Source organism: Maribacter luteus (assembly GCF_009674825.1).
In the GTDB taxonomy this organism is placed as follows: Bacteria; Bacteroidota; Bacteroidia; order Flavobacteriales; family Flavobacteriaceae; genus Maribacter_A; species Maribacter_A luteus.
In genome coordinates, this window is the sequence record NZ_WKJH01000004.1 from 197,072 (window position 1) to 222,840 (window position 25,769).

The 25,769-nt window shown below is 38.7% G+C and carries 18 protein-coding genes; 12 read left to right on the plus strand and 6 right to left on the minus strand.

Features of this window, described 5'->3' with window-relative positions:
* Positions 1 to 123 precede the first annotated feature (123 nt).
* The 4 genes from GJ691_RS07645 to GJ691_RS07660 are packed head-to-tail and all read right to left on the minus strand — an operon-like array spanning position 124 to position 3,327.
* Positions 124 to 801: a type 1 glutamine amidotransferase domain-containing protein gene (locus GJ691_RS07645; RefSeq protein WP_154365471.1), complete on the minus strand. Its 678-nt coding sequence runs from the start codon at positions 799 to 801 to the stop codon at positions 124 to 126.
* Between the two features lie 58 nt (positions 802 to 859).
* Positions 860 to 2,020: an iron-containing alcohol dehydrogenase gene (locus GJ691_RS07650; protein WP_154365473.1), complete on the minus strand. Its 1,161-nt coding sequence runs from the start codon at positions 2,018 to 2,020 to the stop codon at positions 860 to 862.
* Positions 2,021 to 2,064: 44 nt separating this feature from the next.
* The gene (locus GJ691_RS07655) at positions 2,065 to 2,697 is read right to left on the minus strand and encodes a nitroreductase family protein (RefSeq protein ID WP_154365475.1); all 633 of its coding nucleotides are present in this window, start codon (positions 2,695 to 2,697) and stop codon (positions 2,065 to 2,067) included.
* Positions 2,698 to 2,745: 48 nt separating this feature from the next.
* Positions 2,746 to 3,327, minus strand: a complete 582-nt coding sequence (locus GJ691_RS07660) for a TetR/AcrR family transcriptional regulator (protein WP_154365477.1) — start codon at positions 3,325 to 3,327, stop codon at positions 2,746 to 2,748.
* A 237-nt stretch (positions 3,328 to 3,564) separates the two neighbouring features.
* Between GJ691_RS07660 and GJ691_RS07665 the strand changes: the two genes are divergently transcribed.
* A complete protein-coding gene (locus GJ691_RS07665) occupies positions 3,565 to 3,915 on the plus strand; it encodes a pyruvate kinase (protein ID WP_154365480.1) in 351 nt (116 codons plus the stop codon).
* 220 nt (positions 3,916 to 4,135) lie between these two features.
* On the opposite strand, the gene GJ691_RS07670 is transcribed toward GJ691_RS07665, so the two are convergent.
* The gene (locus GJ691_RS07670) at positions 4,136 to 4,357 is read right to left on the minus strand and encodes a heavy metal-binding domain-containing protein (RefSeq protein WP_154365482.1); all 222 of its coding nucleotides are present in this window, start codon (positions 4,355 to 4,357) and stop codon (positions 4,136 to 4,138) included.
* 250 nt (positions 4,358 to 4,607) lie between these two features.
* Between GJ691_RS07670 and GJ691_RS07675 the strand changes: the two genes are divergently transcribed.
* Together GJ691_RS07675 and GJ691_RS07680 are read left to right on the plus strand one after the other, a co-directional pair.
* Positions 4,608 to 9,698 (plus strand): BspA family leucine-rich repeat surface protein, encoded by a 5,091-nt coding sequence (locus tag GJ691_RS07675; protein WP_154365483.1) that lies wholly within the window; start codon positions 4,608 to 4,610, stop codon positions 9,696 to 9,698.
* On the plus strand, positions 9,695 to 10,399 hold the full coding sequence (locus GJ691_RS07680; RefSeq protein WP_154365486.1) for a hypothetical protein: 705 nt from the start codon (positions 9,695 to 9,697) through the stop codon (positions 10,397 to 10,399). The genes GJ691_RS07675 and GJ691_RS07680 overlap by 4 nt, the downstream gene beginning before the upstream one ends.
* Before the next feature lie 53 nt (positions 10,400 to 10,452).
* On the opposite strand, the gene GJ691_RS07685 is transcribed toward GJ691_RS07680, so the two are convergent.
* On the minus strand, positions 10,453 to 11,598 hold the full coding sequence (locus GJ691_RS07685; protein WP_154365488.1) for a PepSY-associated TM helix domain-containing protein: 1,146 nt from the start codon (positions 11,596 to 11,598) through the stop codon (positions 10,453 to 10,455).
* A 761-nt stretch (positions 11,599 to 12,359) separates the two neighbouring features.
* Here GJ691_RS07685 and GJ691_RS07690 point away from each other — a divergent pair.
* From GJ691_RS07690 to GJ691_RS07730, 9 genes are all read left to right on the plus strand, one after another.
* A complete protein-coding gene (locus tag GJ691_RS07690) occupies positions 12,360 to 13,742 on the plus strand; it encodes an MFS transporter (protein ID WP_154365490.1) in 1,383 nt (460 codons plus the stop codon).
* Positions 13,739 to 16,111, plus strand: a complete 2,373-nt coding sequence (locus GJ691_RS07695) for a GH36-type glycosyl hydrolase domain-containing protein (RefSeq protein ID WP_154365492.1) — start codon at positions 13,739 to 13,741, stop codon at positions 16,109 to 16,111. Before GJ691_RS07690 ends, GJ691_RS07695 begins: the two co-directional genes overlap by 4 nt.
* A 142-nt stretch (positions 16,112 to 16,253) precedes the next feature.
* Positions 16,254 to 16,850 carry an NAD(P)H-dependent oxidoreductase gene (locus tag GJ691_RS07700; RefSeq protein WP_154365494.1) on the plus strand — a complete coding sequence of 199 codons (597 nt, stop codon included), beginning with the start codon at positions 16,254 to 16,256 and terminating at the stop codon, positions 16,848 to 16,850.
* 3 nt (positions 16,851 to 16,853) lie between these two features.
* Positions 16,854 to 18,740, plus strand: a complete 1,887-nt coding sequence (locus GJ691_RS07705) for a monovalent cation:proton antiporter-2 (CPA2) family protein (RefSeq protein WP_154365496.1) — start codon at positions 16,854 to 16,856, stop codon at positions 18,738 to 18,740.
* Positions 18,741 to 18,974: 234 nt separating this feature from the next.
* Positions 18,975 to 19,787: a hypothetical protein gene (locus GJ691_RS07710; RefSeq protein ID WP_246200142.1), complete on the plus strand. Its 813-nt coding sequence runs from the start codon at positions 18,975 to 18,977 to the stop codon at positions 19,785 to 19,787.
* Positions 19,788 to 19,955: 168 nt separating this feature from the next.
* Positions 19,956 to 20,255, plus strand: coding sequence for a hypothetical protein (locus GJ691_RS07715; protein WP_154365499.1), 300 nt, complete (start codon positions 19,956 to 19,958; stop codon positions 20,253 to 20,255).
* A 185-nt stretch (positions 20,256 to 20,440) separates the two neighbouring features.
* Positions 20,441 to 21,349 carry a helix-turn-helix domain-containing protein gene (locus GJ691_RS07720; protein ID WP_154365502.1) on the plus strand — a complete coding sequence of 303 codons (909 nt, stop codon included), beginning with the start codon at positions 20,441 to 20,443 and terminating at the stop codon, positions 21,347 to 21,349.
* Positions 21,350 to 21,385: 36 nt separating this feature from the next.
* Positions 21,386 to 22,489, plus strand: coding sequence for an MBL fold metallo-hydrolase (locus GJ691_RS07725; RefSeq protein WP_154365504.1), 1,104 nt, complete (start codon positions 21,386 to 21,388; stop codon positions 22,487 to 22,489).
* 238 nt (positions 22,490 to 22,727) lie between these two features.
* Positions 22,728 to 25,754 (plus strand): VPS10 domain-containing protein, encoded by a 3,027-nt coding sequence (locus tag GJ691_RS07730; protein WP_154365506.1) that lies wholly within the window; start codon positions 22,728 to 22,730, stop codon positions 25,752 to 25,754.
* Positions 25,755 to 25,769: the final 15 nt, after the last annotated feature.

The window sequence follows — 25,769 nt, forward strand, 5'->3', positions numbered from 1 at the left end:
AGAAAACGCCCCATTTTATGTGACATTTTTACATTTTATCAACACGCGAACAACCTAAAAACACAAGAGCTTGCAAACCTAATTAGGCAAGCAAGCTCTCTTCCCATAAACAACCAAAACTTCCTAATTCAAGGAAGCCAATAATTTTTCAGCAACCAATTCAGATGAAGCCGGATTCTGACCGGTAATCAAGTTACCATCTTGAATGGCATATGGCGCCCAATCATCGGTATTGGAATAAGAAGCTCCGTTTTCAATAAGCATATTTTCAAGTAAGAAGGGAACAACCTCGGACAATCCTACCGCTGATTCTTCTGAATTTGAAAATCCGGTTACTTTTTTCCCTTTTACCAATCGGGTACCATCTGCGTTTTTAACGTCTTTCAGTACCGCTGGGGCATGACATACAAAAGCAATCGGTTTTTCCTGACTATTGAATTTCTCAATCAAGGCAATGGAATTTTTATTTTTGGTCAAATCCCACAATGGTCCATGTCCGCCTGGATAAAAGACAGCATCAAAATCATCTGGATCCATATCGGCCAAAACTTTTGTATTTGCTATTTTATCTTTGGCAACAGCGTCATTATTGAATCTGTCCGTAGCAGCGGTTGCGGCATCAGGAGCGTCGCTACTTGGGTCAATCGGGGCAGCACCACCTTTTGGGGTAGCAATCGTTATATCGGCACCTTTATCCAAAAGTTTGTAATATGGACTTGCGAATTCTTCAACCCAAAAGCCTGTTTTCTTTCCTGTATCCCCTAATTTATCATGGGATGTTAATACGAACAATATTTTCATTTCTTTTTCTTTTTTAATTTTTTTCCCACCTATAATTCCACACGCAGATCGTGTGCTATCAATAAGCCATTTTTACGATTTTTTCAACTTTATCCGGACTTAAGGATTGATGTTCCCCTAGGCCCAACCAACCACGATTTGTAAAGCGTTCCGCTATTTTTTCGGCAGTTCCTTCATAATCCTTGGTATAATCAGAAAGTTTGGTGTCAATTCCCAATTCCTTGAAAAAGCCTTCCGTTTTTTCAATAGCGGCATAAGCCTTATCATCGATACTACCTTCGGAAATGTTCCATACCCTCTCGGCGTATTGTGCCAATTTTTCCTTTTTGTCCTCAAAATTGAATTTGTAATGGCTTGGTGCAATCACGGCCAACGTACGAGCATGGTCAATACCGAACAAAGCGGTAAGCTCATGTCCCATGGCATGTATGGCCCAATCTGTGGGTACTCCTTTCTGAATCAATCCGTTTAAGGCCATTGTACAACTCCACATAAAGTTCGCAGCGGCATTATAATCTGCGGGATCCTTTAGGACTTTAGGCGCTACCTCAATCAAAGTTTGTAAAATGCTTTCGGCAAAACGATCCTGTAACAAAGCGCCAACAGGGTAGGTCATATATTGCTCCAACACGTGCGTGAAAGCATCGGTAATACCATTTACCAATTGCCGTTCGGGAATGGAAGTGATGACTTTTGGGTCTAAAATGGAAAATTCCGGAAACAATCCTGGTCCGCCCATAGCCAATTTCTCTTTAGTCTCGGCTCGGGTAATCACCGCTCCTGAATTCATTTCCGAACCAGTTGCGGGCAAGGTCAATACCGTTCCAAAAGGCATCCCTTTTGCAGTTCTGATATTCTTGGTCAAAATTTCCCAAGGAGTATCCCCATCATAAACCGCGGCAGCGGAGAGAAACTTGGTGCCATCAATTACAGATCCACCACCCACTGCCAAAAGGTAATTGATATTCTCCTCTTTAATCACCTTTAGTGCTTGCATTAAAACGGCATATTCCGGATTCGCCGGTATTCCTCCGAACTCAACGGTATCTATTTTAGCTAAAGCCGTTTTGACTTGGTCGTAAATACCGTTTTTCTTAATACTACCACCTCCGTAGAGCATTAAAACTTTGGCATTTGCAGGAATTTCTTCCTTAAGTTTTTCAATCGTATCCTTGCCAAAAATTATTTTGGTAGGGTTTTTAAAATCAAAATTATTCATATTCTTTTTCTTTTTTTCTGATTATATATTTGGCGACAAATTGACTAATCAATAACGGTAACCAAATCTTCGGTAGGTTTTCTCACTTTTACAAGATTCACCAACCAATCCTTGTCTTCTTCCCTATACCCTAATGGTAACAGGACTGCACTACGTAATCCTTTTTCACGTAGTCCTAGGATTTCATCAACCGCATTGGGGTCGAAGCCTTCGATTGGGGTGGCATCAACACCTTCAAAAGCTGCTGCGGCAATAGCTTGGGAAAAAGCGATATATGCTTGTTTTGCTGCATGGTTGAAATTTTCTTCCGCATCTTTTTGAGGATAAGAGCTTAAAAGCATCTGACGATAATTTTCCCATCCCTCATTTTTGAATCCACGAATTTCATTCGTTAAATCGAACATATAATTAATGCGTTCCTCGGTGTAAGTATCCCAAGCCGCAAACACCAAAAGGTGTGAACAGTCGGTAATAACGGACTGGTTCCAAGCGACGGGTTTAATTTTTTCCTTAATTTCTTGATTGGTAACAACAAAAATCTCAAAAGGTTGCAAACCACTTGAAGTAGGGGCCAACCGAGCCGCTTCTAGAATGCGGTCTACCTTTTCTTGTGGTACTTTTTTACCGTTCATCGCTTTAGCGGCGTATCTCCAATTCAATTTATCTAATAATTCCATTCTTTAGTTTATTTATCGGGTTTATTCTATTTTTATAAGTTATCTGTATCAGTCTAATTTAATACTGTCCCAAGCTGCCCTATAGGCTTCTTCTAAATCCATTTTATCTATGGCGCAAGCACCACGTTGTTGCATAATCATTAAAAATGACAATGGGTTTATGGCGTATGCATAGAGTAGATAGTCCGAAATGGGCTTTATTATTCCCTCTTTTTTTCCACGATCCCATAATTCAAGTAGGGGCTGTAAATGTTTTATTCCCTCCTTACGGCTAGGTTCATCGATCATTGGTGTATTATCACATTGCGCCAAGAAAAGGGCTTCTTCACATTGTTTCAACTTAAAATCGGCGATACGTTTCCATATTATTTCAAACCCTGTGCTTACGGACATTTCTTCCGAATAGGTCGCAAAGGCATAATCGGTAAAAGCACTTTTGACTTCCAAATAGGCTTTGTTCACCAAATCCTGTTTGTTTTCAAAATATAAATAGATCGTAGCAGGGGAGACCTTCGCCATTTTTGCGATTTTGGACATGGGCGTTGCATGGAACCCATTGTTGTTCACCAAATTAATGGTTGCCCTGATCAAGGCATTACGTTTGTCTATGCTTTTTTGAAGTTTAGCCATCTTTTTGATTTACCCTACAAATGTATAAAAAATGAACGTTCATTCTTTTTTTTAACAAAGATTTACAAATCCTTCTAATTAAAACATTTTAAAAAAGTAAATATGTTCTTTACTCAATTGAATATTAACCCTTTATCAAATTTTACATAAAAATTCAATGGACATTGTTCATAAATTGATGACGGAAAGCTTAAACCAAAAGGACCAAACCTATTACTTTTGCGGCCTTTAATAATCATGGAGAAACTCAAGATAGGTGACAAACTATATAATACCAGACAGGACGGATTTTCCGATTTTGTCCGTTATACCTTTTCTGAAGTTGTAGCACTTACAAAGACCTTGGCTGTGTTAAGAAATGGGGTAAAACTCATTAATCAGCCCAAAGAATCATATATAACAGAGGATGTTGGTTATTCAGTTAACCGTAAGAAAGGGGTGCATTGGCACTTGGTCTCCATTGAAGCAATACGAAATGCCCAGGTGGAAAATGAAAAAATAGCAGCCCATGATTGGTTCGAAAACAAAGAATTTTCACTAGAAGAAAAGGTATGGGTCTACAAGCATTTCAAGAAAAGAAACTCCTAGAATTGGTTTAAACCCTATCGGAATTATTACTGGCCTTTGTTTTAATTAATTGATAGAAAACTAGAAAACTTTCAAAGCTGAAAATGGGTATGTATTTTGGGTGTTTCAATTATATAATGAATGATTTCCATTACGTTTATATAATCAATTATCACATTCACTTTTCACCTTCACAGAAGTAATTCCCGTTCTTATGAACTTTTCCGGTCATAGGGTCACCTTACTTCAATTCCTGTAAGTCCATTTTACAAACCGGACAGGTTCCTGGTTCATCGAATGTTTTACCATCCTCACAATCCATCGGACATTGATAGGCCGTCGAAGCATGAAGTTCTTCATGGGTTTCTGACTTAGGTTCGGCTTTTTTGTCCTTGCACGAGGTAAGTACCATCATGGTGAATGCCATTAATATAAGTGATAAGGCGGTTGACTTGATTTTCATGGTATTTGTTTTTTAGGATATGTGTTCATAAGTGGAACATCTTTTGTATTGGTCCCAAATATATTAAAATATAAACTAGATATAATTCAATCTAATTAAAGAAGAAAAACATATATCACGAAGGGAAAATGAATCGGCAAGCATAAACCTTATCCGATGTTTTACCTTTTGTAGGAAAAATCAAAACTTAAAACGAAAAGTATGTGATAATTAATATTTTAACAATATTTTAGTAAGATTATCTATCCAAATGAAAAAAATCTACTTTATAACTCTTTTAAGCTTTCTGCATTTTACAGTATCCGCCCAAACAGAGTTTATTACAACTTGGAAAACGGACAATCCAGGAATCTCAGCAGACAATGAAATATCGATACCTACCTATCCCGGTGAAATTTATGATTACACTATAGATTGGGGCGATGGAACATTCAATGACGGAGTTACAGGAAATATCACCCATACTTACCCCAATCCTGGCACGTATACCGTTTCGATTTCTGGAGATTTTCCTAGAATATTTTTTAATGACAATGGCTTTGAATTTAACCCCAGTGGTGATATTTTGAAAATAATTGCCGTAAATCAATGGGGAGCAATACAATGGTCATCTATGCAAAGTTCATTTTCTGGTTGTTCTAATTTAGACGTTCTTGCAAATGATGTTCCTGATCTTTCACAGGTGACTTCCACTAACCATATGTTCACAAATTGTAGTTCTCTGATAGGTACAACGACTTTTAATGAATGGAACACCAATAATCTAACCAATATGGACGGTATGTTCAGTCAATGTACCCTTTTTAATCAACCTATAGGGAATTGGAATGTTTCCAATGTAAATCAGATGGGTACCATGTTCTTAGGGGCATCTTCCTTTAATCAAGATATCGGGAATTGGGACGTAGCAAATGTTTTGAATATGTGGGCTTTGTTTGATGGTGCTATATCCTTTAACCAAGATATTGGTGATTGGAATGTTGAAAATGTCACTATTATGGGGTGGATGTTCAATGGGGCAAAATCATTTAATCAAGACATTGGTGATTGGAATGTAGCGAACGTTACAAATATGAATTTGATGTTCAATAATGCAACAAAATTCAATCAAAACATTGGTAATTGGAACGTTGGGAATGTTAGTGATATGAGTGGTATGTTTTCCAATGCTTCTGAGTTTAATCAACCTATTGAAGCATGGGATGTAGCAAAGGTTGTCAGTATGCGGTCAATGTTTTCCAATGCAACCTCCTTTAATCAATACATTGGTAATTGGAATGTTGGTCAAGTAACCAATATGTCCAATATGTTTTATTACAATTATGCTTTTGCGCAGGATATTGGTAATTGGGATGTAAGTAATGTCACGGACATGGCTTCTATGTTTAATGGTACAATTTCATTTAACAAAAACATTGGTAATTGGGATGTAAGTAAGGTTACTGATATGTCTAAAATGTTCCAATACGCATATGCCTTCAACCAAAATGTAAGCAATTGGGATGTTAGCAAAGTAACCTTGATGGATAATATGTTCCGCCGAGCAGATTCCTTTAAACAAGACGTTTCTTCATGGAACATTGGCAATGTCACCAGTATGGACAATATGTTTTTGGATATTGGAATGTCAAAAGCTACTTATGACAATATCTTAGCTACTTGGTCATCATTACCACAAATTCAGGATGGCGTAGTTTTTAATGCAGGAAACAGTGAATATTGCGCTGGCAAGTCGGCCAAGGAAGATTTGATCAACAATCATGGTTGGACTATAACAGATGGTGGAGAAATTTGCTTTTTGCCAAATCAATTTGTAACTAAATGGAAAACAGATAATCTTGGTACTTCTGCAGATAATCAAATTACCATTCCAACATTCCCAGGAGAAGCTTATGACTATACGGTTGATTGGGGTGATGGGAATGTCGACAGCAATGTTACGGGGGATATGACCCATACTTATACAGAACAGGGTACTTATTATGTTTCCATTAGTGGAATGTTTCCAAGGATATTTTTTAACGAAACTGGGGATAAAGATAAAATACTCACCATTAACCAATGGGGCAATATTCAATGGACTTCAATGGATTCCGCCTTTGCCCATTGCTCTAATCTGTCGGTAGCGGCCAATGATATTCCAGACCTATCCAATGTCACAAGTTTAAGACGAATGTTTTACTATTGTATTTATGCTTTTGATATTTCAGGCAGTCGTGAATTCCCCAATTTTAATGGTATTGAAAACTTCAATGATTGGGATGTAAGTACCATAACGGATATGTCAAATATGTTCGATAAATCTTCTTTTTATCAAGATATTTCTCAATGGAATGTAAGCAGTGTCAATAATATGTCTTATATGTTTTTTAGCAGTCCTTTTAATTTTGATATCAGCACTTGGGATGTAAGTAATGTTACTAATATGGAAGGAATGTTTGGAGCTGGAGGATTTAAACAAGATGTTACGGGATGGGATGTCAGCAGTGTTACCGATATGGACTTTATGTTCTACGCTACTTCATTTGATCAAGATATTTCTTCTTGGGATGTTAGCAATGTGACATCTATGCGGCATATGCTAAGCCAATGTAGTTTTAATCAAGACTTATCCACTTGGGACGTTAGTAACGTGAACGACATGTCCAATATATTTGATGACAACGATCTTTCTCGGGAAAATTATGATAAAATATTGATAGCTTGGAGCCAATTACCAACCTTAAAATTTGGAACCACATTAGGAGCAAAAGATGTTCAATATTGCTCTGGAAAGGATGCTCGGCAATTTTTAATTGATAATTATAATTGGAATATCGTGGACCAAGGTGAAAATTGTGAAGAGCATCGGCCCTTTGTTTCCACATGGAAAACGGATAATCCAGGTCCCTCAGAAGATAATCAGATAACCATACCAACCAATCCTATAGAAGTTTATAATTACAATGTTGACTGGGGTGATGGCACTAATGATATGGGTATAACAGCGAATATTACACATACCTATGATGAACCCGGTATCTATCAAGTCTCTATTTCTGGAAGATTTCCCCATATGTACTTCAACAATGGAGGCCCAAGCAATTATCCTTATCAACAACCAACTAAGGTTTCTGATATTAAAAAAATCATATCAATCGATCAGTGGGGTACCATTCGATGGAATTCAATGACTTATGCCTTTGCTGGGTGTTCAAACATGGATGTTGTGGCAACGGACATTCCAGATTTTTCTAAGGACATACACTTATCCTATATGTTTTATGGGTGTGCATCCCTTAAAGGAAATAATACAATGGCACAATGGGATTTGAGTCAAACCACCATGTCGGCTCTTGGTATGTTTGCTGGTGCTACTCTTTTTAACCAGCCCATAGGGGACTGGGATGTTAGTAATATTCGATATCTTGATAGGATGTTCGAAAATGCAACTTCGTTCAACCAAAATTTGGAAAATTGGGACATAGGAAGTGTGGAAAATATGGATGCCATGTTCGATGGTTCCGGAATTTCCTTACTAAATTACGATAGGATGTTAAATGCATGGAGCTCTCTGCCAACCTTGGTAAACAATGTTAAGCTGGGAGCAGCAAACACTAACTACTGTAACAGTGCAGGGGCGAGGCAAGAACTTATAGATTCTTATGGATGGGAAATTACAGATGCTGGTAATGATTGTTCATCCACTTATTTTATCACCAAATGGAAAACAGATAACCCTGGAAGTTCAGATGATAACCAGATTTCGATTCCAACATTTCCCGGAGAAACCTATAATTATTCTGTTGAATGGGGCGATGGGACTATGGAAACCAATATAACAGGGGATATTACACATACATATGCTGAGCCAGGCACCTATCAAGTTTCAATAACAGGTATGTTTCCCCGCATATATTTTGATGGGGAATTAGATTCGGATGATGAAGGTTTTATCATTGTAGGTCACGATGATAATGATAAGTTATTGAGTGTAGATCAATGGGGAACAAATATTTGGTCTTCAATGGAAAAGGCATTTTTTGGATGTGAAAATTTAATCATTAAGGCAATAGATGTCCCTAATCTTTTAGAGGTAGAAAATATGTCCAATATGTTCAACTATTGTAAATCAATTACAAACAACCCTTCAATGAAGTTTTGGGACGTTAGCAATGTCACTAATATGTCCAATCTCTTTGCAGAAGCAAGGTCATTTAACCAAGATATTTCTGATTGGAATATGGCTAGTGTCACTTCAATTGCCGGCATGTTTAATCAGGCGGTTTCCTTTGATCAGAACCTTGGAACATGGGACGTAAGTAATATAACAACAATGGACAATCTTTTATATGGTACGGGACTGTCTTCAGATAATTATGATAAAACCCTTATAGGGTGGAACAATCTACCAGCATTACAAAAGGACATTATTGTCAATGCGGGTTATAGCCAGTTCTGTGAAGCAACCGAAGCACGTCAAAATATAATTGACACCTATGGTTGGGTTATATCTGATGCGGGGGAAGTTCCTTTATGTAATCAGGATAACGATTTAGATGGTGTTATGGACCATCTAGATGCTTGTTTGGATACCCAGCCAGGGGCACTCGTGAATGCCAATGGTTGTGATAGTATTCCGTATGATGCTATATTGATTAATGTACTGACCCCTAGTTGCGTAGGAAGCTCCAATGGCGGCATCGAAATTACGATGAATGCTTCAGGATATTCATTGGACATTACCATTGAGGGTCAAGGTATTTCAAATCAATATAATGATGTAGATTCTGATATTGGATTAAAATTAAATAATTTGGCGGTTGGTATGTATACTATAAATGTCTCAATTCCAGATATCCTATATGAACAGAGTTATGGTGTAACCGTAAATGCCTTGAATGCCGTCACAGGAAAAAGGTATTCGCTTGATTCCAAATCAGGAAGTGTTTCTTATTCTGTTACTGGGAGTAAAACCTATGAAGTAATCGTTAATGACTCCAAAACCTACTACACATTTGATCATTCTGGCGAGCAAATCATTTCAATGGAAAACTTAAGTGGTCAAAATGAAATTATTATTTATGGAGAAAACGATTGTCAAGGTAAAATCTCTGACAGTTTTTATATAGGAAATACTATTCAAGTGTTCCCGACAATAACATCCACAAAAGTGGATCTTTTAACCAATGGCGATGAGTTAAAAGCTAGTATTTACAGCCTTGATGGTCGTTTAATAAAAGATTTTTATTATCAGCAACCTCATGAAAGTATCGATATGTCTTCATTAGAATCAGGTATTTACATCCTGCGATTATCTTTGGGAGCACAAGTAGAAACCGTAAAGATTATTAAACAATGAAAAATATAAAAACCTTTATAGGCCAATTACTTTTAATATATACTGTTGTGTTATTTTCATGCTGCAGTGGTGAAGGTGGCTCTGAAGAACCTCCCTTAATACAAAAGAATCCGCCTTCTAAAGCTGTAGCCGTACTACCTTCAAATGGTGAGCCTTGTTCTGATTACGAAGAAGTTATTGACGATGACTCAAAAGTGCTAATTTCGTTTAAATGGAATGCCGCAGAATTAGCACAGAGTTACACTCTCGTAATTTTGGAAGGTGCTTCAGAAGTATTCAGAAATACATTGAATACTCTGGAAACTAAAGTAACATTAGAGAAGGGACGAACATATTCATGGGGCGTGATATCATCCAATGAAGACGGTGAGACCATTGGAGACACTTTTTCGTTTACAACCCCAGGCAGACAAATTGGAAATTTTGCCCCATATACTGCAGAGATATCCATATCCTTTGATGTACAAAATTCTGAAATGCGGGTATCGTGGATTGGCAAAGATGAGGATGAAGATACACTTCGATATGATATTAAAATATTGGAAAATGAAACGGTTTTGTCAGAATTTTCAAATTTGGAAGCTTCTTCAATAGATCCTATTGTTTATACCCCATCTACGTCATATAGGATTGAAGTCACCTCAAAAGACAACAGTGATAATTATTCTGTTTCAATTCTCAATGTTGTTTCCCCAGACTAAAATATACGTTGTAGATTTTTAAATAGAGTAGGGGCCACATCAAATTTACCTAGTTAAACCAAGGGATTACCTAACTTTCTTTTTCTTTTTTGCTTCAATTTATTCCACCATATAAGGGTTCCGGTAATGGGCAAACTCGTCCCGATCAAACAAGCCAAAAAGTAGAGTGTTTTTGAAAACATACCTAAAACCTCCCCGGTATGTATGGGCCGTATTAAAGAGGCTATTTTAACATTCATGGGTTTATCTTGGAAAACATCTACGAATAATATTTCCCCACCTGTATCCATATATAATCGATCGGCGGTTACCGGCGACCAATTGTTATTGTTATATTTTCTAAAACTGTAGTAATTGTTCTTTTTGTTCGGCAAGGAAACTGACAATTCCCCCTCATAATCCAACTTTTCATTTGCCAAAGCTATGGCTTGATCAATGGTTATATTTTCACTTTTTGACAATGCCCCTGTTTCGATCTTTGGTCCGGATCTATCAAAAATAGGAGCGCCCATGAGATTACCCAAACCCTCCCTATACCCATCAAAAGACCAGCATAGTCCCGTTATGCACATAATGACCAAAAAAACACATGAATAGAATCCCAAAGTATTGTGAATATCATGGCTGATACGTTTCCAGTTAGCACTGGTTTTAATGGTAAATCCTCTTTTGAACTGTTTCCACTTAAATTTTCTGGGAAACCAAAGTACAATCCCGGAGATTGATAAAACTAAGAATATTATGGTCGCAACACCCACAATAGGTCTTCCCACGGGTATATCCAACAACAACCATCGATGTAATCTGAACATAGACATCAGAAATACATCTGCACCGGACTTTTTAATCGTATGCATATTTGCCGTAAATGGATCTACCATTATTTGCGAGCCCCTGCGTTCCTTAGGGTCTTTCTTTACGGTAAAGACATATGGTTCCGTTTCAATATCAGGCAAAGTTACCCCAGTAACGAAACCTTGATCGGATTCCTCTAATAACTTGGACAAATTCTCTACTGAATGTTTTGCCGTACCTACCTCAACATGGACTTCTTCGGCAAAGAAATCTTTTATTTCATGTTCAAAGGCCAATATGGTACCGCTAAGACAGACCAAAAACAATATAATTCCGCTTCCAAGGCCCAACCATAAATGAATATCGTTGATAAATTTTCTGATACTAAACTTTTTGTTTTTCATATTTATAAATATAAAAACCACAAAACATACAATCCATAAGGTTGTACTTTTGTGGTTCAACTTAAACTAACACATTAAAACTCATAGGTTACTAAGGCCGCAAGGTTCCTAGGGTCCGTTTGGTTTATATAAGAATTCCTACAGGCATTGTGCCCTATTTCATTAAATAAGTTATTAACCAAGAACCTTGGACCCCAATGATCGTTATGCGTATTGGCCAGTTGTGCATAGGCTATTGGTTCATTATCCGTATTTTTTAGATATCCTTCAATCCGGGACTGGGCAAATGATAACTGGATTGCCAATAAAAAAAACAGACATAACTTATTGCACATAATTTTTATTTAGATTGGTTAAAAATAGAAACACAAATTTAAATATCGGATTTGAAATAGCAAATTTATTTAGATTGAATTTAAATAATATTTCTAAATAACTGTTTTTCAAGGTTTTAAAGAAGTTTTTCTTTATTTATAAAAATATCTATTGGATGCAACACATTATTATTAAGCTGTTTATAATGTAAAACTGTTTGTTTTAATGACGTTCAAATAAAGGTGTTCTTTTAATGATTGTTCATTGTTTCAAAAAAAACAGAGCACTTAGAATTCATTGAAACTTTAAAAAATGAGTTGAAAAAATCCGCATAAATCCTTATTCCAAGTGATGATTCCTTTTATATTCTATCAGTTTTTGTTTTTTTCATGACATCTATACTAGATTTTACTTCATATCTTAATCCCTTGAAACAAACCGACCAAATGTTAGAAAACGAGAAAATTGATCAAGAAGGGATTTTGGATCCAATTAAACTGAAGGAAAAAATAGGATACGGACTGGGGGATTTAGGCTTCAATTTCTATTGGGCCAATATTTCGGCATTTCTATTGATCTTTTATACGGATGTTTTTGGAATTTCAGCAGCAGCAGCGGGTACCATGATGTTGGTCACAAAGATTGTGGATGCTTTTACCGATCCCATTATGGGGGCCATCGCCGATCGCACAAAAACACGTTTTGGTAAATTTAGACCCTACCTATTATGGGGTGGACTTCCCATGGCCGCTGCAGGGGTAATCACTTATACCACACCCGATTTGGCCGAAGGGGGCAAAGTCATTTGGGCCTATGGCACCTATACGCTAATGATGATGATGTACACTGTTCTAAGTGTGCCTTATTCCGCTCTTTCAGGAGTAATTACCGGTAGGAGCCAAGATCGCACGGAGCTCATCAGTTTTCGATTTATCGCCGCTTTTACAGGCACCACCTTAGTCAACTTCTTTACTTTGGATTTGGTGGAATTCCTAGGAAACGGAAACGAAACCTTAGGATGGCAATTGACCATGGGGGTTTACGGGATTCTTGCAGCAATGCTGTTCGCCATCGTTTTTTATACTACCAAGGAAAGGATTTCACCTCCCGCCCAACAAAGAACAAATGCCTTTAGCGACTTAAAGGATTTAACAAAAAACAGGCCATGGTTAGTCCTATTCAGTATCGCTTTGATCATTATGATTACCATCACCATGCGAGCAGGCGCATCTATTTATTACATCAAATATTATGTGAACCGGCCTGACCTGATAAAATACTTCCTTACTGCATATGGACTGGCATTGGCTGCCGGGGCGGCAATAACCCCCTTATTGACAAGGTTTATTGACAAGAAGAACTTACTTATCCTATTAATGACAATGACCGGGATATTATCGATCCTTTTCTATTTCATTCCCAGTGATGCCATTTGGTTAATGTTCACCGTACATATTCTCATAGGTCTTGCCTTAGGCCCAAAATCGCCCTTGGCATTTTCGATGTATGCCGATACGGCCGATTATACCGAATGGAAAACCGGACGAAGGGCCACTGCAATGACATTTTCCGCAGCAATATTTTCCCAAAAATTGGGAGGGGCCTTAGCTTCTTTTGCTATCGGAGCTGTATTGGCTACCATGGGTTATGTGGCCAATGAAGCCCAATCAGATGCCTCACAAACGGGTATTATACTTACGATTAGCGTTATGCCCGGAATTGTAGCGTTATTGGCAGCATTTGTTATGCGATATTATACCCTGGACAATGCCATGCTCAAAAAAGTGCAAAGTGATTTAAAAGAACGAAAGATTGCCGAAAAACAATGATACGATCTGTTGAAAATGGAGCCCGATTAGAACTCGATACCGCTGTAAAAATACCCAATGCATCAGCATTTTTATGGAACAAGAAAATGATGGTTCATATGAATTGCCGTGGATATGCAGTTGCACAGTTCATGCAGCCCGAACCTGCAAAATATGCACATGCGCCCAATCTGGAGGCCAAAACCTTTATGCAACCGGAACAACCTTATTATACACATCATCCCGGGCGGTTTTTTTATGTTAAGGATGAAGAGACCGATCGTTTGTTTTCGGCTCCCTATGCTCCGGCCAAAACCCCTTTGGATAGTTTTGTTTTTTCCGCTGGAAAAAGTGATATCCTTTGGAAAATAGAGCATGACGGACTCTTTATTGAAATGTGTTTAAGCCTTCCTACCAATGAAGCTTTGGAACAATGGAGCTTTACCGTTAAAAACAATTCTCCCAAAACCCGAAAAATAAGTATGTATCCCTATTTTCCTGTGGGTTACATGTCATGGATGAACCAATCAGGACAATACGATGCTAACTTAAATGCCATAATATGTTCTTCGATTACACCGTATCAAAAGTATAGGGAATACGATAAAATCAAAACTTTGAAAGACAAGACTTTTCTTTTAGCGGATACTATCCCTACTTCTTGGGAAGTGAACCAAGCTGCTTTTGAAGGAGATGGCGGATTGCATTATCCTACTGGAATCACAGGGATAGAGCTTCTCAAAGGCGATGCACTTTATGAAACCCCGGCATGTGTTTTTCAATACCGGGAAGAATTACAGCCCGGTCAGGAAAAGACGTATAGATTCCTTTTTGGTCCGGCCAAAGATGAAACGGAAATTTCGGATATAAAAAATAGATACTTTATTGAAAGGATTGAAGATAAGGTTACCGGATTTGAAAAAACCAAAAGGGAATATGATGATTATATAGCAAAGGGAAAGGGATGTTTACAAATCAAAACCCCGGATGCGGCCTTGGATAATTTCGTAAACAACTGGCTCCCACGACAAATTTATTACCATGGGGAAACGAATCGCTTAAGCACCGATCCCCAAACCCGTAACTATCTACAGGATAATATGGGCACAGGTTACATTCAAAAAGAAGTGGCAAGACAGGCCTATATCAAAGCTTTATGTCAACAAGAGGAAAGTGGTGCCATGCCCGATGGTATATTGATTCATGAAGACGCCGTTCTAAAATACATTAACCAAGTACCCCATACAGACCATTGTGTCTGGTTGCCCATTTGCTTAAAAGCTTATTTGGATGAAACCAATGATTATGGACTATTACAAGAAATAATTCCTTATAAGGGTAATAGAAAATCAGCAACGGTATCGGAACACATTAATCTGGCTATGCTATGGTTATATAAAACTAGGGACAAAAGAGGCCTGAGTTATATTGAACAAGGGGATTGGTGCGACCCCATGAACATGGTCGGGCCAAAAGGAATAGGTGTTTCGGGCTGGTTGACCATGGCAAGTAGTTACGCCTTTAAAACATGGGCGCAAATATGCATCAATAACAATACAGAGGATATCGCCAAGGATTTTTTAATAAAGGCAGAAGAACTCAACTCTTCCATCAATGAACATTTATGGGATGGTGATCGGTATGCAAGGGGAATTACCGATGACAATGTGGTTTTTGGGGTAAAGAAAGATCCGGAAGGACGTATTTTCCTGAACACCCAAAGTTGGGCCTTACTATCGGGAAGTGCCAACGTTGATAAAAGTAAAAAGATCATCGACACGGTAAAAAATGAATTGGAAAGTCCTTATGGCGTGGAGATGCTGGCTCCATCATTCACAAAAATGCGCGAAGATATTGGCCGTGTTACCCAAAAATTTCCAGGTTCCGCTGAAAATGGCGCGGTTTACAACCATGCTGCGGCATTTTATATTTTTGGCCTTTATGAAGTCGGTTATACAGAAAAAGCCTTTGAAATACTTCGAAGAATGATTCCTGGCCCCGATGAAAAAGACCTTATCCAAAGAGGACAGCTACCCGTATTCGTCCCAAATTATTATCGAGGGGCCTATAGACAATTTCCACGTACGGCGGGTAGATCTAGTCAATTGTTCAATACAGGAGCAGCGCCATGGTTATACCGTTGTCTCATCGACGGACTTTTTGGTCTTAGAGGTGATGTTGACGGACTCCATATAAACCCACGATTACCCAAGGAATGGAATAGGGCAGAGGCCATTCGTGAATTCCGGGGAGCTACTTTTAAAGTGAACATACAACGAGAATCAGGTATTTCAAAAACAAGGGTAACAGTTGATGATTCATTATTACAAGAGCAAGTAATCAAAGACATTCAACCAAGGATCTATAGAGTCGACATTCGTATTCCTTAGGTTAGCACTATTAATGATGTGGTCTTGTCGGTTGCTATTGTGACCAAACAATTTAACATCCATTCTTATTTATTTTGTATACTTCCATACGATTATCATGATGTTGGTTTTATGCTAGCCAATTTTCAATTAAGTTCGCAAAATGAAAAAAATACTGATACTTTTCTCACATCCTAAGTTCGAAAGTTCCAGGGCCAATGCCGTTCTAATCGACCATATCAAGGATAAAGAGGGGGTAACCTTTCATGATCTCTATGAACAATACCCAGATTTTCATATTGATGTACCGGCAGAAAAAGCATTATTGCAACAGCACGATGTAATTATATGGCACCATCCTTTGTATTGGTATAGTTGCCCGCCTTTAATGAAACAGTGGATAGATATGGTTTTGGAATTCAACTGGGCCTATGGCCCCAAGGGGAAGGCCCTACATTCCAAAATATGCCTTAACGTGATTACGGCTGGTGGTACTCGTGATCTATATTGCTCAGACGGGACCAATAGTTTTTCCGTAAATGAATTTTTAAGACCTTTTGAACAAACCGCGAATTTATGCGGCATGACATTTTATCCTCCATTCGCCGTCATGGGAACCCACAGACTACCAGATGACTCCTTAAAGAAGCATGCTGTGCAATATAGTGCCTTGATCGATTTATTACAACAGGATATAAACCTGGGTGAGATTAAAGGTTGTTCTTTTCTAAACGATATCCCCCATTTAAAAACCGAATAACAAATGACAGGAAGTATACTTTTTCAGGCCATAGTTTTTTTAGCGGGTGCGATTATTTGTGTATCCATTGCAAAACGTTTGGGTTTAAGTTCGGTTCTGGGGTACCTGTTGGCAGGCGTTATGATCGGTCCGTTTGTACTAGGGTATATTGGGGAGGATGGTCAGGATATCCTGCATTTTGCAGAATTCGGGGTTGTGGTAATGTTGTTTTTGATAGGACTCGAAATTGAACCGAAAAACTTCTGGAAGATGCGAAAAACCATTCTTGGTATGGGAGGTATTCAGGTTGCGGGTACCATGTTGCTATCGTACGTGTTCTTTGTTTTTTTGGGATTTGAATGGAAGGTATCCTTGGTTATTTCAATGGCCGTTGCTTTATCATCCACTGCCATTGCATTACAGACCACCAAGGAAAAAGGCTTAATGGATACTACATTTGGCACCTCTTCCTTTTCAATCTTGCTTTTTCAGGATATCATTGTAATCTTTATGTTAGGTGCTATTCCCTTATTATCAAATAATAAGAACGGAACAGTTTCGGAAAACCAGACCGATCACGCGAGTTTAATAGACACATTGCCTTTGGGATTGCAAACATTGGCCATTATCTTATCTGTAGTACTTATAATTGTCGCTGGTAAATATTTGATCGTACCCATGTTAAGAAAAGTTGCCAATACGGGTGTTCGTGAGCTATTGATCGCAGCTGCTTTCTTAATTGTATTCGGTATTTCATTTCTAATGGAATATGTTGGATTAAGTCCTGCTCTTGGAGCTTTTTTAGGAGGAGTAGTGCTTTCTAACAGTGAATTTAAACACGAATTGGAAAGTACATTGGAACCCTTTAAAAATTTGCTCTTGGGGTTGTTCTTTATGGCCGTAGGAGCATCTATTAATTTCCTCGTCATTGCGGAAAGCCCCTTGACCATCGGGGGAATATTGATTGCAATCGTTATAATCAAAGCTATTGTCTTATTTGTGACGGGACATATTTTCAAATTAAAATTGGACCAAAAGATTTTGCTGACCTTCAGTTTGGCCCAAATCGGTGAATTTGCCTTTGTATTACTGTCATTCGCCTTTAATCTGAATATCCTTGATCAGGAACAAATGGATATGATGTTGGTCATAACTGCCCTGACCATGACCTTAACCCCAATCATAGGGATAATCAATGAACGTATCATTCTTCCGAAAGTTGGCACCAAAGAATCGATCAAAAGACCTATGGACCATATCGCGAAATCCCATAAAATAATCCTCGTGGGTTTTGGACATTTTGGAAACACCGTAGGTCGTTTTTTACGATCTCATGGCGTAGAGGCCACGATTTTGGACCAAGACTCCAACCGTGTCGATTTTTTACGTAAAATGGGTTTCGAGGTTTACTATGGTGATGCCACCCGTATAGATCTGTTGGAAGCGGCAGGTATAGCCGATGCAAAAATACTGATCTGTGCCATAGACAATCCAAACGTGACCAAACAGGTGACCAAGCTCGTAAAATCAAAATACCCACATGTAGAATTAATGATAAGGGCCAAAAACCGTTACGATGCCTATGAACTACTGAACATGGGTATAGAGAACATTTATAGGGAATCATTGGAAACCTCCCTGACATTGGCCAAGGATGTTTTGAGTAAAATGGGCTTTAGAAAATATACCCTGAACAGGCAGGTACAAAAATTCATTAAGTACGATGAAGATATCTTAAGGCGCTTGGCTACGGAGCCAAAAGACGACAAAAACTATATTTTTAAGGCTAGACAGGAATTGGAGCAACAAGAAAAGTTCCTGAATGAGGATTTTGAAAGGGGTATCGTTGAGTACGACAAGCATTGGGATAGCGAAGCTATAAGACAAACGTTAATGAAAAACCAAGACTAATTGATCTTGCTGTAATTTTCCGTCCTTTATTACTTAATACAGTGTATAACCAATTTGTTTCTAAATTCTTAAAAACGGAAAAATGGCAATTATAGCTCTGTATATTCCTGACTTATCCTTCTTATAAAACATAGTTTGCGCTTCATCGAAAAACAATATTGAAATAAAATATCAAGGATAATAAAAGGTTATTGATTATATAAATATGATAATCGAAAACCTAAATTTTCGCTGATGAAAAACCGAACTAAATACAATCTCATACTACTTATGCTCCTTTTCGGTACCGTAATTTCATGTGTAAACAATGAAGGATCCGATGATTTGGATATTTTGGACCCAACGGAAGAAAATACCTCTAGTGAAGAAGATGGGGATATTATTGAAGCTGAGGGTTCTGGTAATGAGCAGACCAACACAACAGGTTGCTCCAAAGAGAATAGTGTATACAACGAAGCTGATGGAATCGTTAGCATTGAATTCGAAAGTGCCCAATTCGATGATAATTGGGAGCTAAAATCCGAAGGGAACAATTATACCGGAGAAGGTTATATGGTCTGGACAGGTGACCAATTTTTGGGCAACCCGGGTAATGGTTTGGCCACTTTCAAAATTAACATAACGACCCCTGGAACGTATAGGTTTGAATGGCGTTCATCGGTTACCATTGGTGATTTAGGTACTGAACATAACGACACCTGGTTGCGTTTTGCTGATGCTGATGATTATTATGGGGAGAAAGACGAAAGTCGTGTCTACCCAAGTGGAACAGGCAAAACCCCGAACCCCAATGGATCCTCGAAAGATGGCTGGTTTAAAATCTACCGAAGCGGTAATGACCTTGACTTTAAATGGAGTACTTCGACGAGCGACAATGATGCCCACAAGATTTATGTGACATTCAATTCGGCAAAAACCTATACTATGGAAGTTTCTGCTCGATCTTCTGGACACGCCATTGATAAGTTCGTTCTTTTCAAAGATCCATGGACCTTAAATGAAGCAACCTCCGATAACAATACCATGAGTTCGATAACTTGTGACTAGTTTCTTAAGAACATGCGTAGGTAAAATTAATGGTGAAGTAAAGAACCATCCGATTTATCGATCAATTATTAGTGTTCGACGAGACCTACCCTATATTCGTATATATTCTTTTAAAGTACTTTTTGATAAGGTTAATTTTGGCAAAAGAAATTTTACTAAATAAAAAGAATGAAAAAAGTACTCTTATCATTGGTCTTTGTAGCTGCTTTTACAAGCTGCAATAGTGTAAAAAACATGAATACATCCAACGTTGCAGACGCTGCGACACTATTAAGTTCATTAAGTTCTAACTCCACCGTACAACAGGTGGCCAGTCTGTTTACTTTATTGGATACCAACAAAAGCGAAGCTATCGAGTCATCGGAAGCTATCGGGTCAGTTGCCGAAAACTTCAATGTTCTGGACAAGGATAATAATTCAAGTCTTAACCTTACCGAATTGGAAGGTATACTTTCCTTATTAAATTAATAAAACGGTTTTATTGAAAAAAGGGCATATTCAATTGAATATGCCCTTTTTTAGTGCTATAAATTAACCTTTTCAGTAATATGTATACATGAATCCTTGAAATGTATACGTGAGCATCAAATCATCGCAGTACTTTTACCCCCTAAAGATTTTTTTCGATTTAGGAAAGGTTTATATTTAAAAGCATGACAACTTTCATTACCATAGATTCAATCACCAAGGTCCACAAGCTCCTGGGATTAAAACCACCTAAGCACCCTTTGGTGTCTGTTATTTCGGTTGAGGACATGCAACATCATATGGATTTGGGCAATGCACGCATTTCGTTGGATTTATTCGTTATCAGCTTAAAGGAAGGTGTACAATGTAATTTCGGTTACGGAAGAAACTCCTATGATTTTACCAATGGCACAATAGTTTTCTCGAAACCAGGGCAAGTCTTAACCCCTCAAAGTGCTACAGTTTCCGAAAATCCCACCGGTTGGATGCTTTTTTTTCACCCAGATATAATCCGTAAGTCAGGATTAGGTAAGAACATTGATAACTATTCATTCTTTTCCTATGAAGTTTTTGAAGCGCTTCATCTTTCTGAAGAAGAAAAAATGACCGTAACAGAACTTATATCCAAGATTGAGAAAGAATACCAGCAGCAAATAGATAAGCATAGTCAAAAGTTGATCATCTCCAATATTGAACTATTGTTGGATTATTGCCTTCGGTATTATGATAGGCAGTTTTATGTGCGCACCAATTTAAACCAAGATCATGTAACCAAATTCGAGGCTTTCCTAAGAACATATTTCCAATCGGACAAACCTTCAGAATTAGGTATTCCAACCGTAAAATATTGTGGGGAACAACTTCATATGTCCTCTAATTATTTAAGTGACCTACTTAAGAAAGAAACTGGGAAAAGTGCAAAGGACCATATCGATACCTTCGTTGTTAACAAGGCCAAGAACAAGCTTATGGGCAGCACGGCTTCAATCAGCGAAATTGCCTTTGACCTTGGTTTCGATTATCCGCAACATTTCAGTACGTTATTCAAAAAGAAGACCGGCATTAGTCCGGCCAAATACCGAACCCTCAACTAAAAAATATTGAAACGATTCCTAAAATACATTAAACGAATGATATTAGCCATATTTCTCCTGGCGGCCTTTTTGATAGGCGCCTACTTTTTATTCAACGCCTATTACCCATCGTTTGGTGGTGACGTATCGAATGAACGACAAACCCAATATGCCTCCTCGACCCAATTCGAAGATGGGAAATTCGTAAACATCAACCGTGTAAATATGGATATGGGGTTTACACAAACCATGTCCATGCTCAAGAAATTCTTTTTCGAAAAAGTTGAAAACGGAAGACCCAAGAACGACATAACCGTTCAGAAAATAGATTCTTCGAACATAGCCGATTATGCGAGTCCGACCCGCTTTGTATGGTTTGGACATTCCTCTTTTTTAATACAGATGAACCATAAAAACATCTTATTAGATCCAATGTTCGGTGACGTTCCCGCACCTCACCCTTTATTGGGAGGTAAGCGTTTTAGTTCCGAATTGCCCATAGAGATCCAAAAACTTCCTAAGATCCATGCCGTTTTGATTTCCCATGACCATTATGACCATTTGGATTACGAATCCATTTCCTTATTAAAGAATAAGGTAGGAACATTTTACACTCCCCTTGGTGTTGGTGTGCATTTAGAAGCTTGGGGTGTTACTAAAGAACATATCGTTGAGCTCGACTGGTGGCAAGAGACGACATTTGACGATCTGCAGTTTGTCTGTACACCAGCGAGACATTTTTCGGGCCGAAAATTATCGAACAGGCAGAGTACATTATGGTCATCATGGGTAATCAGCTCCCAAACAGAAAACATATTTTTCAGTGGTGACAGTGGTTATGACGACCATTTCAAGGAAATCGGGAAAAAATATGGCCCTTTTGATTTTGCTATGATGGAATGCGGGCAATACAACAAAATGTGGCCAGATATACATATGTTCCCGGAAGAAACGGCACAAGCGGGATTGGATTTAAAAGCGAGTAAGATTATGCCCATTCATTGGGGAGCTTTTAAATTGGCTTTACACTCATGGACAGATCCTGTTGAACGGGTTACAAAAAGAGCGACTGAGTTGAATTTACCGATAATAACACCAAAAATAGGAGAGGCTTTTTTATTAAAACAAGAGAAAATCGAAAACCAGGATTGGTGGCAATAATTTCCCAAAAGCCAAAAGATCTCTAAAAATTCAAAACCCTGTTTTCCCTTTGAAAACAGGGTTTTTTATGTATGAACAAATCCACAACAAAAGAATTGTACAACCAACACCAAAACGATTCAACTAAACCTTAATTATATTCAAGAAAAATAGGGAAATGATAAAAATTCTTCAACTCTTGTGGGTTTCACTTGGTCTTTTAGTAATTTTAGGCAAGACCAATCTATATAAAGCCTAAATGAAAACACATTTACTACCGATTATCACCTTATTTTCCTTATTCATCACAACAAGTATTTTCGCTCAAGATTTTTCAGTCTTTCAGTATAGGACCGTTGGTCCGGAAAGGGGAGGTCGTGTAACGACCGTTACGGGAACCCCTTTGTTACCGGGTACGTTTTATTTGGGTGCTTCGGGAGGTGGCGTATGGAAATCCGATGATTATGGTACAACTTGGAACAATGTCTCCGATGGTTTTTTCGATACACCATCTATAGGGGCCATAGAAGTAGCCGCCAATGACCCGAATATCGTTTATGTGGGAACCGGTTCAGACGGACTTCGAAGTAATGTAATAAGTGGTAAAGGAATGTACAAATCCATAGATGCCGGAAAAACATGGAAACATATAGGTTTGTCCAATGTTGGGCAAATAGGTGCCGTAGAAATAGACCCAACCAACCATAATATCGTTTGGGTAGCCGCAATTGGGAATGCATTTAAACCCAATAAGGAACGGGGTATTTACAAGACCATGGACGGGGGCAAAAACTGGGAAAAGGTTTTATTCATTTCCGAACAGGTAGGCTTCGCGGATTTGGAGTTATTACCGGGCAATCCGAATATCGTGTATGCCGCCGCATGGAAAGCGGAACGTAAACCATGGACCATCATTTCCGGTGGTACCTCGAAAGAAGGGGGAATTTACAAATCCGTCAATGGGGGTAAAGATTGGTTTAAATTGAAGGAAGGACTACCGAAAGACTTGATTGGAAAGATAGATTTGGCCGTATCCCCTTCAGATTCCAGCATTTTATATGCGGTAATAGAGGCTCCGGATAAAGAAGGTGGTGTGTATAAATCCATAGACCAAGGAAAGACTTTTGTACAAACCTCTAGTAATAAGGGTTTGGTCAACCGCCCTTTTTACTATACCAATATAGAAGTGGACCCAACAAATCCCGATATCGTTTATTCTAATGCCAATCCATTATTAAAATCGGTCGACGGTGGTAAAACATGGAAGCGCATGAGTGTACCCCACGGTGACAATCATGATATATGGCTTAACCCTAATAATCCCGAATTACTTATACAAGCCAATGACGGAGGAGCCAATGTTTCCCACAATGGGGGAAAAACGTGGTCTACCCAATTCAACCAACCTACTTCGGAATTGTATCAGGTAGAGGTAGATGACCAATACCCCTATTGGTTGTATGCTGGACAACAAGACAACATGACCACTATTGCCGTTCCTAGTTTTCCGCCTTATGCCATACAGGATGCCGGTCGTGGTTTCATTATCAACACCGGGGGTTGTGAAACAGGTCCGGCAGTACCAAAACCGGGAAACCACAATATCGTTTATGCCAATTGCAAAGGTAGGTTCGGGGTTTTCAACAAGCTTACAGGTACCGAAAAAGCCTATTATGTAGGAGCTTCGAATATTTACGGACATAACCCCAAAGATTTAAAATATCGTTTTCAGCGGGTATCCCCAGTTCATGTTTCCCCCCATAATCCGGATGTAGTGTACCATGGATCCCAATACCTGCACAAGACCGATTCTGATGGTTATAGTTGGGAAACCATTTCCCCTGACCTTACCGCCTTTGAAGCGGATAAACAGGTGATCTCGGGAAGTCCCATTACACGTGATATCACAGGGGAAGAATATTATAGCACCTTATATTCCATTCAAGAATCGAAATTGGTCGAAGGATTGATTTGGACTGGGTCCAATGACGGGGTTGTCTCAGTGACCAAAGATGGAGGAAAGACTTGGACAAACGTAACGCCGAACAAACTTCCAAAAGGAGGAAGGGTAGAGTCGGTTGCACCTTCACAATTTAACCCTGCAAAAGCTTATATCGCCGTAGACCGGCATTTATTGGGAGACCCAAAACCTTATTTTTACAAAACCACTGATTATGGTGAAAGTTGGGAACTGCTGAGTGTAGATGGCAATGGTATCCCTGCCGATTACACCAGTCGTGTATTACGTGAAGACCCTGTTCGTGAGGGTTTGCTTTACGCAGGTACAGAATATGGAATGTTCGTTTCCCTTGATGATGGTAAATCATGGAAATCCTTTCAACAAAACCTTCCGGTAACACCGATTACGGATATCAAAATATTTCGGGGGGATTTGGTTTTGAGCACCATGGGAAGGGGATTCTGGATTTTGGATAATATCACCAGCCTACGTCAACCAAAAATCGAAGAACTCACCAATGAACCTATTTTGTTTAAACCAGATACCACGATTAGGTACCGATTTCCGATGATGCGGAACATTAAGTTCCCGAAATATCCCAGAACAGCGGTATATATCGATTATTATGTGCCAGAGGGAAGCCAAGGAGGTATTACCCTTGAGATACAAGATACCAAAGGGAATCCAGTTACGGCAATTGTAAGCGATAGCACAATGGTAGACAGTAAGTTGGAGGAAGAGAACATGAACCTAAGTCGTACCTTGCGTTATGTAGATACCAAGTTAAATGGTAATCCGGGACTGCACCGTTTTGCTTGGAACCTAAAACAAAAGGGAGCGTGGGATAAGGATGCCAAAAAAAGCTATAAAAATGGACCCATGGTCGCACCGGGAACCTACAAGGCACAATTGACCGTTAATGGAAAATCGGTTATGCAGGAGTTTGAGATTACGATGGATCCCAGAATCATTGCCCAAGGCATATCCGAAAGCGATATCCAGGAACAATTGACCATGCAGAACCAAGTGATCAATTTACTCTCCGATGCTCGAAAACTTGAGGCCGACCTTGAAGAACAGGTCAAGGATTTAGAAGGAAAAAAAGGGAAGAAAGCTACTAGCCGATTGGAAGGCTTACAAAGCATCCTTAAAAAATTAAAGAACGATGAAGGTGCTTATCCCCAACAGATGTTGGTTTCCCAAATTTCATATTTGTATTATATGATAGGGCAAGCCGATCAACTTCCCGGTAAGGATGCACAAGACCGTTATAAAGAATTGACCACTGCTTTTAATGCCATAAAACAGGAGGTTGCTGCATTCTAGAATTTGTTCCGGATA

Bases quoted from the DNA above. Each gene is read 5' to 3' on its own strand.
- GJ691_RS07645 (WP_154365471.1), bottom strand. From the start codon at position 801: ATGAAAATATTGTTCGTATTAACATCCCATGATAAATTAGGGGATACA.
- GJ691_RS07650 (WP_154365473.1), bottom strand. From the start codon at position 2,020: ATGAATAATTTTGATTTTAAAAACCCTACCAAAATAATTTTTGGCAAG.
- GJ691_RS07655 (WP_154365475.1), bottom strand. From the start codon at position 2,697: ATGGAATTATTAGATAAATTGAATTGGAGATACGCCGCTAAAGCGATG.
- GJ691_RS07660 (WP_154365477.1), bottom strand. From the start codon at position 3,327: ATGGCTAAACTTCAAAAAAGCATAGACAAACGTAATGCCTTGATCAGG.
- GJ691_RS07665 (WP_154365480.1), top strand. From the start codon at position 3,565: ATGGAGAAACTCAAGATAGGTGACAAACTATATAATACCAGACAGGAC.
- GJ691_RS07670 (WP_154365482.1), bottom strand. From the start codon at position 4,357: ATGAAAATCAAGTCAACCGCCTTATCACTTATATTAATGGCATTCACC.
- GJ691_RS07675 (WP_154365483.1), top strand. From the start codon at position 4,608: ATGAAAAAAATCTACTTTATAACTCTTTTAAGCTTTCTGCATTTTACA.
- GJ691_RS07680 (WP_154365486.1), top strand. From the start codon at position 9,695: ATGAAAAATATAAAAACCTTTATAGGCCAATTACTTTTAATATATACT.
- GJ691_RS07685 (WP_154365488.1), bottom strand. From the start codon at position 11,598: ATGAAAAACAAAAAGTTTAGTATCAGAAAATTTATCAACGATATTCAT.
- GJ691_RS07690 (WP_154365490.1), top strand. From the start codon at position 12,360: ATGTTAGAAAACGAGAAAATTGATCAAGAAGGGATTTTGGATCCAATT.
- GJ691_RS07695 (WP_154365492.1), top strand. From the start codon at position 13,739: ATGATACGATCTGTTGAAAATGGAGCCCGATTAGAACTCGATACCGCT.
- GJ691_RS07700 (WP_154365494.1), top strand. From the start codon at position 16,254: ATGAAAAAAATACTGATACTTTTCTCACATCCTAAGTTCGAAAGTTCC.
- GJ691_RS07705 (WP_154365496.1), top strand. From the start codon at position 16,854: ATGACAGGAAGTATACTTTTTCAGGCCATAGTTTTTTTAGCGGGTGCG.
- GJ691_RS07710 (WP_246200142.1), top strand. From the start codon at position 18,975: ATGAAAAACCGAACTAAATACAATCTCATACTACTTATGCTCCTTTTC.
- GJ691_RS07715 (WP_154365499.1), top strand. From the start codon at position 19,956: ATGAAAAAAGTACTCTTATCATTGGTCTTTGTAGCTGCTTTTACAAGC.
- GJ691_RS07720 (WP_154365502.1), top strand. From the start codon at position 20,441: ATGACAACTTTCATTACCATAGATTCAATCACCAAGGTCCACAAGCTC.
- GJ691_RS07725 (WP_154365504.1), top strand. From the start codon at position 21,386: ATGATATTAGCCATATTTCTCCTGGCGGCCTTTTTGATAGGCGCCTAC.
- GJ691_RS07730 (WP_154365506.1), top strand. From the start codon at position 22,728: ATGAAAACACATTTACTACCGATTATCACCTTATTTTCCTTATTCATC.